The organism is Membranihabitans marinus, from assembly GCF_021729155.1.
Classification (GTDB): Bacteria; Bacteroidota; Bacteroidia; order Chitinophagales; family Saprospiraceae; genus Membranihabitans; species Membranihabitans marinus.
The window spans coordinates 56,863-70,546 of the sequence record NZ_JAJQYA010000009.1 but is presented as its reverse complement, the minus strand read 5'-3'; the positions used below and the strand labels follow the sequence as shown (position 1 = coordinate 70,546).

Annotated in this window: 10 protein-coding genes; 3 read left to right on the top strand and 7 right to left on the bottom strand. The window is 39.1% G+C overall.

The features are described from left to right. Positions 1-28: 28 nt before the first annotated feature. Positions 29-2,983 carry an amidohydrolase family protein gene (locus LVD51_RS07910; protein WP_236970674.1) on the bottom strand — a complete coding sequence of 985 codons (2,955 nt, stop codon included), beginning with the start codon at positions 2,981-2,983 and terminating at the stop codon, positions 29-31. A 44-nt stretch (positions 2,984-3,027) separates the two neighbouring features. Further along, complete coding sequence (locus LVD51_RS07905) at positions 3,028-4,968, bottom strand: CBS domain-containing protein (protein WP_236970673.1); 1,941 nt, start codon at positions 4,966-4,968, stop codon at positions 3,028-3,030. 70 nt (positions 4,969-5,038) lie between these two features. Here LVD51_RS07905 and LVD51_RS07900 point away from each other — a divergent pair, with 70 nt between their 5' ends. Beyond that, on the top strand, positions 5,039-5,557 hold the full coding sequence (locus LVD51_RS07900; RefSeq protein ID WP_236970672.1) for a hypothetical protein: 519 nt from the start codon (positions 5,039-5,041) through the stop codon (positions 5,555-5,557). A gap of 42 nt (positions 5,558-5,599) precedes the next feature. Here the strand turns inward: LVD51_RS07900 and LVD51_RS07895 are convergent, their stop codons facing one another. The 3 genes from LVD51_RS07895 to LVD51_RS07885 all read right to left on the bottom strand — a co-directional run bounded on the left by LVD51_RS07895 (position 5,600) and on the right by LVD51_RS07885 (position 9,109). Further along, positions 5,600-6,352: a pseudouridine synthase gene (locus tag LVD51_RS07895; protein ID WP_236970671.1), complete on the bottom strand. Its 753-nt coding sequence runs from the start codon at positions 6,350-6,352 to the stop codon at positions 5,600-5,602. An 18-nt stretch (positions 6,353-6,370) separates the two neighbouring features. Continuing rightward, a complete protein-coding gene (gene dnaB, locus LVD51_RS07890; protein ID WP_236970670.1) occupies positions 6,371-7,897 on the bottom strand; it encodes a replicative DNA helicase in 1,527 nt (508 codons plus the stop codon). A 540-nt stretch (positions 7,898-8,437) separates the two neighbouring features. After that, positions 8,438-9,109 carry a hypothetical protein gene (locus tag LVD51_RS07885; protein WP_236970669.1) on the bottom strand — a complete coding sequence of 224 codons (672 nt, stop codon included), beginning with the start codon at positions 9,107-9,109 and terminating at the stop codon, positions 8,438-8,440. A gap of 84 nt (positions 9,110-9,193) precedes the next feature. Between LVD51_RS07885 and LVD51_RS07880 the strand changes: the two genes are divergently transcribed. Both LVD51_RS07880 and LVD51_RS07875 read left to right on the top strand, forming a co-directional pair. Further along, positions 9,194-10,123, top strand: coding sequence for an ABC transporter ATP-binding protein (locus tag LVD51_RS07880; RefSeq protein ID WP_236970668.1), 930 nt, complete (start codon positions 9,194-9,196; stop codon positions 10,121-10,123). Between the two features lie 55 nt (positions 10,124-10,178). After that, positions 10,179-11,519, top strand: a complete 1,341-nt coding sequence (locus LVD51_RS07875) for an ABC transporter permease (RefSeq protein ID WP_236970667.1) — start codon at positions 10,179-10,181, stop codon at positions 11,517-11,519. 900 nt (positions 11,520-12,419) lie between these two features. Here LVD51_RS07875 and LVD51_RS07870 read toward each other — a convergent pair. Then, positions 12,420-12,830: a secondary thiamine-phosphate synthase enzyme YjbQ gene (locus LVD51_RS07870; protein WP_236970666.1), complete on the bottom strand. Its 411-nt coding sequence runs from the start codon at positions 12,828-12,830 to the stop codon at positions 12,420-12,422. A gap of 32 nt (positions 12,831-12,862) precedes the next feature. After that, complete coding sequence (gene porG / locus LVD51_RS07865) at positions 12,863-13,666, bottom strand: type IX secretion system protein PorG (RefSeq protein ID WP_236970665.1); 804 nt, start codon at positions 13,664-13,666, stop codon at positions 12,863-12,865. Positions 13,667-13,684 lie beyond the last annotated feature (18 nt).

Genomic DNA, 13,684 nt, shown 5'->3' with positions numbered 1-13,684 from the left:
GATTTGGCTATTGATAGATTAGATTTGTTTATTCGGTTTCCATAGTGTCACAGTGATATTCGATAGGCTTCTTTTCCTTTACGGGTTGAACCCTGGAGCCAGATTTTTTAGCTTTTAGCATTTGTTGAATTAATTGGGCTCTTTCTTTTCTGATTATCTGAGCTCTATCTTCGTTTTCGGTTCTATCAAAGTACAAACAACCATCGATAAAGGTTTTTTCTGCTCTAGAAAAATAACTCAATGGATGTCCAGACCAAAGGACAATATCGGCATCCTTACCCACCTTGATACTACCTACTCTGTCATCGATATGAAGCATTTTAGCTGGATTCAAAGTAACTAGTTTTAATGCCTCTTCTTCATTCATACCACCGTATTTCATCATTTTACCCGCTTCGACATTCAATCTTCTCGCGGTTTCGGCATCGTCAGAATTGATGGATGTATTTACACCCACACTATTCATAATTGCGGCATTGTAAGGTATGGCGTCGATTACTTCATATTTATAGGCCCACCAATCTGCGAATGTTGATCCAGCAGCACCATGGGCTTTCATTTTATCGGCTACTTTATAACCTTCGAGAATATGGGTAAAGGTATTGACTCTGAAATTGTGGTTTTCTGCGACGTGCATCAACATATTGATTTCACTCTGTACATAGCTGTGGCATGTAATGAATCGGTTGCCCGTCAAGATTTCGGAGAGACATTCGAGTTCCAAATCTTTACGGTAAATTTCTCCGGATTTTTTCTTGGCGAGATAGGTCTCTGCTTGAGTGAAATAATCTTCAAACACTTGTTCTACCCCCATTCTGGTCTGTGGAAACCTTACGGTTTGGTGGTCACCCCAATTGGATTGTTTTACATTTTCTCCCAAGGCAAATTTGATAAATGGGGCTGCGCCTTTAAATTTTAATTCTTCGGCTGATTTACCCCATCTCAGTTTGATGAGGGCGGATTGTCCTCCTATGGGATTGGCCGATCCGTGAAGGAGTTGGGAGGTGGTCACACCTCCGGCCAATTGTCTATAGATATTGATGTCTTCCGCATTGATGACATCTCCGATTCTCACTTCTGCAGTACTGGCTTGAGACCCTTCATTGACCCCATTGTTGATAGCTATATGGCTGTGTTCATCAATAATGCCCGGGGTGAGATGGTAGTTTTGACCATCGATGACTATGGCATTATCGGCCTTGGTTATCTTGCCTATTTTGGCAATTTTCCCATTGTCGATCAATACATCGGTGTTTTTGAGTATGCCTTTGGCTTCATTTGTCCATACCGTGGTGTTTTTGATAAGGTATTTTTGGGCTTGTGGCAATTCTGGACTGCCATAAGCTTCGAATGGATATATCATAGAACTCAATTCAGGGATAGAGACTGAATCTTCTTTTTCTATCTTTTTTTCATCACTGGGAATAAGAACAGCTGTAAAAGATTGGGTACTTCCATCGGCATCTATGGCTGAACCTTGTATTTGTTGTCCCGATTTTTGACCAATGAGTCTTATATATTCATCGTTTTGATTTTTATATATCAAATCAAAACGGTTGAGTTCGGTCTGTAGATTGGCCTTCATTTTCATACTGTCGGCATCTATTAGATCAGCGCTTTTGCCATTGTCATGGATATTGAGTTGGTAATCCTCGTTGCCAATAGTCAATTTATAGGACTGATTTTGATATTCTGAGGATTCTGGATTGATTTGAAAATATTTCCCCTGAATCCAATTTTCTAATATTTTGGCTTTTTTGTTCCAAATATCCTGATCGGTGATGATAAAATTGGCGATATATCCCGGCGCTAGTGCACCGAGCTGATCATCTACGTTTAACAATTGAGCGGGAACAGTAGTTAGGGCTTCCAAGGCTTTTTGAGGGGAAAGGCCATATTCGATGGCTGTTCTGATATTGGGTAAAAAATCTTTTTTGTTACTGAGACCATCAGCGGTGATTGCAAATTGGATATTGTGTGATTCCAGCACCGCTAAATTGGCTGGAGCCCACTCCCATTCCTTCATCGTACGATAAGATATTAAATCTGCATTCATCACCTCTTCCACATCATAGGGCATTGGGAAATCGACAGGAATAATTAATGGCATGTTTAGATCTGCGATGTCATCCACCCTTTTGTATGTATCCCCTTTACACTTAATGATGTAGATCTTGTTGTACTCTCGAGCCAATCTGCCGGCTCGTAATATTTCTTGATGGTTGGATACTTCAAAGATTTGCGGAAGATCTTGCAATTCATTCCAAGCCGATAAACTGAGATTGGTTTCTACTTTGAACCCATATTCGCGATACCATTCTGCATCTAAATAGAGTTGTCTTATGAGGGCCATCATACCCATTTGCGAAGTGGGGTAGGACTGTCGACTTGAGCCCTTGCGGAATGATAGGTGGCTGGAGGTTGTTGGTTTGAGTACTGTAGTTTGAGAGTGAGTATTGTTGAGAGTAGTGATAAATCCACTACCTCTGACTACTCCGTCGATACGATGAGACAATACGGAACCAAATCCATTGAGCCGTCTTTCTTTAGCCTCTTTTTCATCGAGGGTAAATTCATTAACTGCTGCGTATTCTGGCGATATAGTTTGATTCCAACCCACAGGACCTTTCTTTAAAGAATTCATCTGAACGGTGGGAGGATTGTTTATTTTGGGCGTTGGAGGAACACCGTATTGACTGTATAGATCGATGAAAGAAGAATAAATGTGTTTGCCTTTTAAGTCTACTTTAATGGCACCGACGGGAATATCTAATTTCTGTCCGACCGACACTATTTTACCCTCTTTAATAATCATACTACCACCTTCGATGATATGACCTGGGCTATCGTGAATATTGGCATTGACAAAGGCTACATGACCACTCGAATAATCGGCAGCTCCATTGCGGGGGAAGGTCTCTTGACTTAGTCCAATGATATGAATGCTAATGAAAAGGAAAAGTGTGATAATTTTTCTAATCATGATTTGATATTCTTTTAATGTTGTTATGAGTTGAGGACAATATATTAAGATTCTAAAATAGTTTGAGGTGACTGTCCTTTTAGATAGCGATTGATCATGGCTAGGACTTCCATCTCTGAAATCATTCCTAAGAGTTCTTTCTTTTCATTGACTACGACCAGGGCGTCGGTTTCGTTGGTCACCATTTTTTCTATTGCTTCGCGAACTGGTGTTTCTGGATCGGTGCACAGCGGTTGAGTATTCATAATGTCTTCAACGGTAATGATGGGAATTCCATCGTGTTTTTGTTTGAGGAAGGCTTCGATGATTTGTTTGTAGGTAACTATGCCTACAAGGTTCCCTTTTTTATCTTCGACAGGAACGTGTTTTATGTGTTTCCAAATCATCATTTCGGCGACCATGTCGATGACATCATCTTGACGCACAGTAAATATGTCGGTGATCATACATTCGGAAACGGTATATGCTATCATATTGGCAATTTTGAAATCGTTAGCTGAGGGAAAAGGCCAGGTGTGAATCGGTTGCTCTGATTTTTGATTTTTGACCATGGCGGATGTCAGTATTGTTTGAGCTAATTCTTTGTCTACACTGTTTTTTAGGGAAGAGAAGGAGCGCAACATCCAACGAGCCCCTGTCATATGTTTATTGTTTCGCTCTTCGATAATGCCCAGGAATTTGTCGATGTCTTGGGGGTCGATATTTTGAGCTTGTAATCCTTCTCGGGCTATGGGCAGCAATTCATTTTTGATTAAATCGGTCGCACTGATTTTTTTGTCCTTAAACCAGTTGAATGTACTATCGATTCCATATCTGGCCGATTTTGCAAAATTATCTCGAACATCTACAAACTCAATGTGTTTTCGAACATCGCCATATCGGTTCTTCATTCCCACCATGGAGCCCAACCAAAAAGCCATATTGGCAATTTCATCAACGACTGAAGGACCGGCGGGGAGAACACGGTTTTCAATTCTCAAGTGGGGTATACCGGTTTCGCTAATGCCGTAACAAGGTCTATTCCATCGATAAATCGTGCTGTTGTGGACTTGTAAGGCCCGTAATTTGGGGACTTTCCCTGATTTGATCAGCTCCATAGAGTCTTCTATGGTTTTGGTTCCTACCAAAACGCGAAATCGCGCAATATCTTCTTGGAAAATTTCAATGACATTCTTATTCATCCAATGTTTGCCGAGGATGACTCGTGGACTCATTTCCCTCATATGGTCCTTAATAGATCTAGTGTCTATCGATTGTTGAAACAAAGCTACTCGGGTTTCGTGCCATAGTCTTCTGCCAAATACTACCGAGGAATTGGCTGCAATAGCCAGGGTAGGGCCAGTTAGAACTTGGGCAATATTGTACATATCTCGAAATTCATTGGGCCGCACTTGAAGGTGTACTTGAAAACTAGTATTACATGCTTCAAGCAATGGAGAGTCGTGACGCACAACGAGTTCATCTATACCTCGCAGGCGCAAATCGTAAGCTTTGCTACTATTCCGCTGTGCATTGATGGCCGATAACAAAGAGCGATATCGGCGTTTGGGGAATAGGTTTTTCATGGACAGATCGTACTTTCTCAAAGTGGGCAGGATGCCGGTCAGTACAATATGACTTTGGTATTTATCTATTTCCAATTGCAATTCATCGAGATGTAAACGAGTTTCCGCTTCAATGGCCGACAGTGCATGGGAATGAAATTCTTGGGGTTGTAGGTTGATTTCGAGATTGAATTTAGACAACTCCGAAGTCAGCCATGGTTTTTTATGAAATTTTTTGAGGACTTCTGGTGCAATAGGATTGGGTTTGAAATAGTCGTCTACGAGTACCATTTCCTGTTCAGCACCTATGCGTATGGGCTCGGTCTCAAACCAGTTGTTTTCCAACATATATTTAAGACAATGCAAGTCTTTGAGTAAGGCGATGCTAAAATTTTGATTTTCTTCTTTAGAAATCAGCCTTGATACGCTATTATTCCCCATTAAAAATTGTTAATTATGCGAAAAAATAAATATTTGCGTTAAATGTAAATATAGAAATTGATCCACTTACATGAAATACCACATATTAGCTTTTTTATTTATCTTATTGATGTCTTCATGCAAAGATAATCAAAATGTAATAGGACAATTTACCTTAGATGTACCTTACAGTATTGGGGCGGGATTGGCACCATTGAAAACCCATTATTTTCTCAACCCCACCATAGGTATTCAATTTGAAAAATATCTGGAGACCAAAAATATTACTGCTGCCGATGTATTGAAAGTAGAACCTGCCTCTGCCGTACTTACCAATGTGTCCAATGGTCAGACTTGGGGCTATGTTCGTCGGGCCACTGTATACGTGTTTAATCCAGACGATACCAGAGAAGAATACCTCAGTTATGAACTGGCATTGGTGCCTATAGGTACGGGTTCTGACCTCAGTATGATTCCCTATATCGTAGATTTACAGAGACTGTTTTACAATTCCAAGATCGGTATAAAAATTGGATTGGAAACGAGGTCTGCTGCCTCTCAGACGGTAGAAGCTATTCTCAGATTGAAGTTCAATGTAGTAGTTGAATAATGATGTATATGAGTCCCTTATAAATTTGTTTGCGTGAAGGTATTATTTGCCCAAGTGCATTAAGTTTCGGATTTCATTGGCTGTGAGTCGGCGATATCTTCCTCTAGACAATCCTTTTTTGGTTAGCCCAGCATAGTATTCTCGATCCAATTTGATAACGGTATAACCGAAGTGTTCAAAATACCTTCTAACGATGCGATTTTTGCCACTGTGAATTTCTATGTGGAGTTCTTTTGTACTATTGCTATCCACAAAATTGACAACATCGGGTTTAAAGAAGCCATCATCGAGCTGACCGCCATTTTGAAATTTTTCCAAATCCCCAGCTGCTACATCTTTGTCAAGGATTACCCTGTATATCTTGGTAATATTGTTTTTGGGATGAGCGAGTTTTTGAGCAAAATGTCCATCGTTGGTTATGAGAATAAGTCCGGTGGTATTTCTATCGAGTCGGCCGACGGGATATAGTCTTTCCGTTTTACTTTCCTGGATAAGGTCCAAAATGCTTTTGCGATTTTTTTCATCGCTGGCTGTGGAGATAAAGTTTTTTGGTTTGTTCAGCAGAAGGTAATAATAGTTTTTACTAATATTGATGATATCGCCTTTGTATTTGACAATATCGGTTTCCAAAACTTCGATAAAAGGCTGGGTTACGATTTCATCGTTGACCGTGATACTTCCTTTTTTTACCAATTCTTCGGCTTTCCTTCTCGAACAAATACCAGCGTATGCGATGAATTTATTCAGTCGCATAGGCCATAAAGAATGTTGATGAAGCTCCTCTTGTGATATCATAAATGGTAGTTCGTGGTTTTAGAACGGTATATCGTCATCGATATTCATTCTCGAAGGTCTGGTTATGCTGCCTTCATCTTCTGATGATTGACCACCAGATGGATCAAAAGCGGGAAAACTAAACTCTTCAAGATTTTCAAACCTTGTAAATTCTTTTATAAATCGCAGTCGGACATTGTCAGTAGAACCATTTCTGTGTTTGGCAATGATAATTTCAGCAATACCTTCCAAACTTTGATCAGACTCATCGGTCATGATATCGTAATATTCTGGACGATAGATAAAGGAAACTAAATCCGCATCTTGCTCGATGGCTCCAGATTCCCTAAGATCGGAAAGTTGTGGACGCTTATCTGCGCTACGGGTTTCGACGGCACGCGATAGCTGAGAAAGTGCAATTACTGGTATGTTCAATTCCTTGGCCATACCTTTGAGGGCTCTAGATATCGAAGAAATCTCCTGCTCACGGGTTCCATTTTTCTTGTCTCCACCGCCGGTCATCAACTGCAAATAATCAATCATAACCATCTGGATGTCGTGCTTCATTTTTAATCGCCGACACTTGGCTCTGAGTTCAAATATATTAATGGCTGGAGTATCATCGATATAAATGGGAACTTCACTTAGTTTTTCAACAGCTTGGTTAAATCGTTTCCATTCATCTTCTTCGAGTTTACCATTTCTAAGTTTACTAATACTCACTCCCGATTCCATGGCTATCAATCTCTGGGTTAGCTGAACATCGGACATCTCCAGTGAAAAGAAGGCCACCCCTTTGTTGTACATCATGGCTGAGTTCTTGGCCAAAGCCAGGGTAAATGATGTCTTACCCATACCTGGACGAGCTGCTACGATAATCATATCAGAAGGTTGCCAGCCCGAGGTGATTTTGTCCAAATCTTTATAACCTGATGGTACCCCAGTTACACTTTCGTTTTTGGAAGCCAATTCTTCCATTTTGCGTTGTGCTTTACCGGCCAATGTACTTAGCGATTCATAACTTCGATTAAGGTTTTGTTGAGTAATGTCAAATAAACTTCTTTCGGATTCGTCCAATAGTTCAAATACGTCCATGGTATCGTCGTATGAGTTTTCGATAGTCATGGTCGATACTCTTATCAATTCTCTCTTAATGTGTTTTTGAGCGATAATCCGAGCGTGAAATTCGATATTGGCAGCTGAGGCTACTTTTTCGGTTAATTCGGTTAGATAAGTGGCTCCTCCTATATTTTTCAATTCACCCATTTGCAAGAGTTCTTCGTGCAGGGTAAGTAAATCTATGGGTTTGGTTTGATTAAATAATTGTTGCATAGCCCTAAAAATGGTTTGGTGGGCTTCGATATAAAAACTCTCAGGCCGCAATAAGTCGATAACATTGGGCATGGCTTCTCTATCCAGCATTAATGCTCCTAATACTGCCTCTTCTAATTCTATAGCTTGAGGTTGTACCTTCCCATATCCTGCTTTTAGAGGGTCGCTCTCAGGACGTATGGCTTTGAGGCGTTTGGTATTTAATTTTTTAACAGAGTTCGTGGGTTCAGACATGTAATATTTTTTTTACATATAATGCAATGGAACAAATCTAATATAATCTAATATGATTTTTTTTTCATTCTGTTTTTCATTTGTTGGTTTAATGTTGATAAATGAATAATTCCTGTTAGTTAATACACATTTTGATGTTAATTAGTTTCTTTTTTGCGTGAATAAGTTTAAATAATCCACATTGACTAGATGAATGGAATGATCTGGGTATAAGATATTTAATCTTTCGTTTTCAATGACATATCATCATATATATGATCTTTATCATTACGTAATTTATTGATTTACTTGAGTGGAATATAGTAGGAAAAGCAATGTTAAAAAATTGTTACATATAATTATGTATAATATGTAATGCCGTGATTGGTTATTGGTAAAGATTCTTGAAATAAAAAACTTATTCCCCTTATTATTTTTAATATTTTTTAATTTCTGTTATTGTGGAATTGTGGATAACCCCGGGGTGTTGGGGATTAGAAATAAAAAAAGCCGTTCAAAATGAACGGCTTATGAAGAAATTGTTACATAGTTAAATGTGTCTTATTGGATCTTCGAAAGTTTGTCTTTGGTTTGGTTTACCATTTTCTTTTGATCTTCTATTTTATTCTCCATTGTTTTTTGATCGGCCAAGTTGGTCTCGATGTCTTCTTTGGCCAAACGAATGGTTTCCTCAGCCTTTAAGATTTCTTTGTGTAGTTTGTCATTGTCTTTTTTCAACTTGTCGAGATCTTTCTCCAAGTTTTTCAAAATATTTTCTTCGTTTTCGATTTCTACTTTTACTTCAGCGACATCTAAGGCTAGGAAATAATTGTCGATAAATCGGTCGATGTGGTCATAGGATTCCGGTTGGTCGGTAGAGGACAAATAAGTACCATTTTGGATAAACCACAATTTGAGTTCAGTGGATTTACCTAAACCTTCTATTTCAGATTTTACGTGAACCTTACCCGATAGACCTGGGATTTCTACTTCTTCAGCGATTTTCACTTTTGATTTGCGAATGCGTTTGATTTTGCTTTTGTGATCCTTAATAAAGTCTTCCCATACATCGGTGGCTACTTTCTCATTGAGATCATCGATGACTATAATATATGCATTGTGAGGACCTTCATCACTCTCGGCAGAGCGTTCTGAGATATCTTGTGCAAAACTGTTTTGCACAAATAAAAAAGCGATTAAACATAAGCTTATTCTAAAAATACTGGTTTTCATAAGATTGGTTTTTTTTAAAAAAATCAAGAGTTCTAAAATTAAATAGAGAACTAACTATATATTTATACGTGAAAATACTGAAATATGGACACCTTATCGATAAAAAATGTTTCAAAATCATATGGAAATTATACCGCAGTGGACAAAATTTCATTTAATGTACGTGAAGGTATAATTTTTGGTGTTCTAGGACCCAATGGTGCGGGCAAAACTTCATTGATTCGCATCATTAATTCTATTACAGCAGCAGATGAAGGCGAAATATCCTTTATGGGGCATGAATTGAATCGCGAACATCAGTCCGAAATTGGTTATTTGCCGGAGGAACGGGGTTTGTATAAGAAAATGAATGTTCAAGATCAACTTGAATACTTGGGACAGTTAAAAGGATTGTCATTAAAGGAGGTCAGATTGAGAATTCAAGAGTGGTACGATCGATTTAACATGGAGGGATGGGAAAAAAAGAAAATTCAAGATCTCTCAAAAGGGATGCAACAAAAGGTCCAATTTGTGGCTACTATACTCCACCAACCCAAACTGTTGATATTGGATGAACCTTTTAGTGGTTTGGATCCTGTAAATACCAATATGATGAAACAGGAGATTTTGCGGTTGAAGGAAGATGGTACTACGATATTATTTTCGACTCATAGAATGGAACAAGTGGAGGAAGTGTGTGAGGAGATTGTGTTGATGAATCAAGGCAGATTGGTATTAACTGGAGGCATTGAAGAGATTAAGCAGCAGCACAAAGACAATATCTTTCAATTTACTTTTTCATCTAATCAGTTGCCTGTGGTGTCAAATGATATAGAGATCATGCAAAACGATAATGATTCAGCCTTGGTTCTGCAGTTTGAAGATTTGGCTGCGGCCAATATCCAGATGAAGAAATGGTTAGATGAAGGATACTACTTAAAGGAATTTCACGAAATATTACCGTCTATCAATGATATTTTTATCAAACTGGTTACAGCACCTAGTGAAGTGAAGCCCATGGTTCACAATGCATAATTGGGTTTGACATTTTAGACACTTCAGCAGGTTGATACCAGCATAAAAATTTAACATGAAGAAGATTTTATTAATTGCGAGGAGGGAATTTTTAATTCGAGTAAAAAATAGGAAATTTTGGTTGGCTACCTTGTTGGGGCCTCTGATTTTAGGGATCTTTATAGTCGTGGTTGGGTTGATTATGGGGTATAATGGGGATGACGAGAAAAGTATTCTCATCGTCGATCAAGCCAATTTGTTTAACGGTAGTATTAAAGATCAGTCCAATCTTTATTTTAGTTTTTCAAAGGAGGATATTAGGACACTGAGGAGTCATTCCAGCGAGGCCTATGATGGAATATTGTGGATACCCAAAATTCAAAATGTAGCTGTAGATGAAATTACGGTGACCTATTATTCAGATAAAAATTTGGATATTGAAAAATTGACCAACCTCAAGTCTATTATCCAAAGGGAGATAAAAAATTTCAAATTAAAGGAAATGAATATTTCTCAAGTTCAATTAGATCAGTTGGACACCAGGGTTACTATAGAAACTACGGCCATAAGTACGGATTCATCTAATCCGTCGGGGGAAGAGGTAGGCCGGTCTTCTGAGTTCAGTTCCTATTTGGGTGCTGGATTGGGAATGGCTATGGGTTTTATAATGTATTTAATAGTTTTTATCAATGGATCAATGGTCATGCGAAGTGTGATGGAGGAGAAGACCAACCGCATCGTAGAAGTTATTATATCCTCAGTTAAGCCCTTTGAACTCATGATGGGCAAGATACTGGGTGTTGGATTAATCGGATTGATACAGTTTTTATCTTGGATATTGCTTATTCCCAGCTTGGTGTTGATAGGCAATATGTTTTTTGGTTTTGAAACCGATATGGAAACCATCGAAAATCTTAACCGAACGGGTTCTATTTCTCCCGACGAAGTGGAGTATATGGTATATCAAGTCATGCAAGAGGTTCAGGAGATTCAGTGGTTTAAATTGGTGGTATTATTTATATGTTATTTTATAGGGGGGTATTTGATATATTCATCTCTGTTTGCGGCTGTGGGATCAGCTGTGGGTGATGATATGCAGGATAGCCAGTCTCTTATCCTTCCGATAACCATTCCTGTTTTAATGGCTTTTTATATAATGATGACGACCATACGAGTGCCGGATAGCAGTTTGGCGATATGGTCTAGTATATTTCCTTTATTTTCTCCTATTGTTATGCCAGCCCGGCTGGCGTTTAATCCTCCGTGGTGGCAGATAGTGATGTCTCTGTTTTTTTTGGTAGTGGCTGTGGTGTTTATGGTGTGGATATCGGGTAAAATATATCGAGTGGGTATATTAATGTACGGGAAAAAGGCCAGCTTTAGGGAGTTGGGTAAGTGGTTGTTTTATAAGGAGTAGGATTTAATTAGTAATTGTCAATGGTTAATTATTAATGTGACCGAGCAAAATCCGAAGGATCAAAGGTCGTAAATCGACCTTTGGCGAGGATGACCGAACAAAATGCGCAGCATCATTGATCCTTAATGGATCAATGGTGAGGGAACCGAAACCTCCGTGTTTCGGGTGGGTAGGCCACTGTGCCGAGGCGTGATTGCCCCGTAATTCGATAGTTTTTCAGCCACTGTGCTCCGGGTGGGTAGGCCATGGCGAGTGAAGTCGCAGCCACTGCGCTGCGACGATACTGCATTTAAATTGACAAGTTTAAGTACTTGTCACAGTAATAATATAATTGCTTGAAGGAGCCACGACCACTGTGTCGTGGATGGGTGGGAAAAGCCCGTAAATCGGTCTAGGGCGAGTGAAGTCGCAGCCACTGCGCTGCGACGATACTGCATTTAAATTGACAAGTTTAAGTACTTGTCACAGTAATAATATAATTGCTTGAAGGAGCCACGACCACTGTGTCGTGGATGGGTGGGAAAAGCCCGTAAATCGGTCTAGGGCGAGTGAAGTCGCAGCCACTGCGCTGCGACGATACTGCATTTAAATTGACAAGTTTAAGTACTTGTCACAGTAATAATATAATTGCTTGAAGGAGCCACGACCACTGTGTCGTGGATGGGTGGGAAAAGCCCGTAAATCGGTCTACGGCGAGTGAAGTCACAGCCACTGTGCTGCGATGACACTGCATTTAAATTTAAATCACCCATTTGTTAATTATCAATTATCAATGGCTAATTGTTAATGGTTAAATATCAATGGTTAGTGATTAATTGTTAATGACTAGTAGCTAGTAACTAATTGTTAATGGTTAATTATCAATGGTTTAATGATGTCGGAGTATTAGACCTTCCCAGATTAACTATAGATGGTTGCTATGAGATGACGTGACGATCTGTGGTTTCTGAATTCGCAATAATAAATACCCTGCCAAGTACCTAAATTGAGTTGGTGGTTAGTGATCGGAATCGTTAATTCATGACCAGTCAGAGTGGATTTGATATGGGCTGGCATATCATCCGGTCCTTCATAGGTGTGGCGGATGCCCTTGATATTTTCTGGTACCAATTGATTGAAAATGATTTCAAAATCATGCAATACCGTTGGATCAGCATTTTCATTGATGCAGATCCCTGCCGATGTGTGTTGAATAAATAGATGGAGTAATCCACAATTGGGCAATGGACCGAGTTGTTGCATTATATTGTCGGTTACCAAATGAAATCCTCTACCGAGTGGAGGCAAAATGATGGATTGTTGTTTTATCATGGGGGTTTTGATTGTCTCTAATACAATAAAGTTTAACGACTGATATCTGGACATTGTAGGCCTCCGAAGTAATAGGTCAGTCCAATGCCAAAATAAGAATAGCTATCCATCCCTACGCTGTCTCCTCTTTGTTTACCTGGATATGAAGTGTCGGTAGGGTCAATAAATTTGGCTATATTATCGATGTTTCTCATGGATTGAACCACCAATACATCGGGATAAGTAGTACTTACATCATCGAGATAATCCGTAGTCAAAAATCTTGTACTTACGATAAATTGCAAGATCCATCGACTGTTTATAGCGTATTTAAATCCACCAGATAGGGCTCCCGATAATTTGGTGTCATAATATTCGTCGTCTAGATTTTGACCTTCTGTACCCAAATAGCGCAATTCCATGGTTTCACCATCGTAGGTGGCTTTGGGATTGAATTTAAATATACCAAAACCTGCACTTAGAAATGGGGTATAATAATGATCTTGACTCCCGGGCTCAAAAGAGAAAAAGTTGAATTCTAATTCACTGGTTATATCGAGGACGTTGGACTTGAAATTAAGTCCCCTATTTTGTTGAAAACTATTGTCAAAATAATTGTCATCTCCATGAACGTGTATATAGTTTATCCCAAATTTTAGATTGATTCGATCGTTAAAATTATATCGAACAATGCCCCCGCCTCCTACACCGGGATGGGTGAGGTCATAATTGGGATTGAGATCACCAAAATAAAAACTGGCACCCAACCAGGCTCCGGCTTCAAATCCTTTTTGAGCCTTCCCCAAGGTAAGAGAGAATACCATAAGCCAAGTAATTATATATATTTTGTGAGTCACAGATAAACATTTTGGAGT

Excerpts from the sequence above, each read along its gene's own strand:
- LVD51_RS07910 (WP_236970674.1), bottom strand. The coding sequence starts at position 2,983 with ATGATTAGAAAAATTATCACACTTTTCCTTTTCATTAGCATTCATATC.
- LVD51_RS07905 (WP_236970673.1), bottom strand. The coding sequence starts at position 4,968 with ATGGGGAATAATAGCGTATCAAGGCTGATTTCTAAAGAAGAAAATCAA.
- LVD51_RS07900 (WP_236970672.1), top strand. The coding sequence starts at position 5,039 with ATGAAATACCACATATTAGCTTTTTTATTTATCTTATTGATGTCTTCA.
- LVD51_RS07895 (WP_236970671.1), bottom strand. The coding sequence starts at position 6,352 with ATGATATCACAAGAGGAGCTTCATCAACATTCTTTATGGCCTATGCGA.
- dnaB (WP_236970670.1), bottom strand. The coding sequence starts at position 7,897 with ATGTCTGAACCCACGAACTCTGTTAAAAAATTAAATACCAAACGCCTC.
- LVD51_RS07885 (WP_236970669.1), bottom strand. The coding sequence starts at position 9,109 with ATGAAAACCAGTATTTTTAGAATAAGCTTATGTTTAATCGCTTTTTTA.
- LVD51_RS07880 (WP_236970668.1), top strand. The coding sequence starts at position 9,194 with ATGGACACCTTATCGATAAAAAATGTTTCAAAATCATATGGAAATTAT.
- LVD51_RS07875 (WP_236970667.1), top strand. The coding sequence starts at position 10,179 with ATGAAGAAGATTTTATTAATTGCGAGGAGGGAATTTTTAATTCGAGTA.
- LVD51_RS07870 (WP_236970666.1), bottom strand. The coding sequence starts at position 12,830 with ATGATAAAACAACAATCCATCATTTTGCCTCCACTCGGTAGAGGATTT.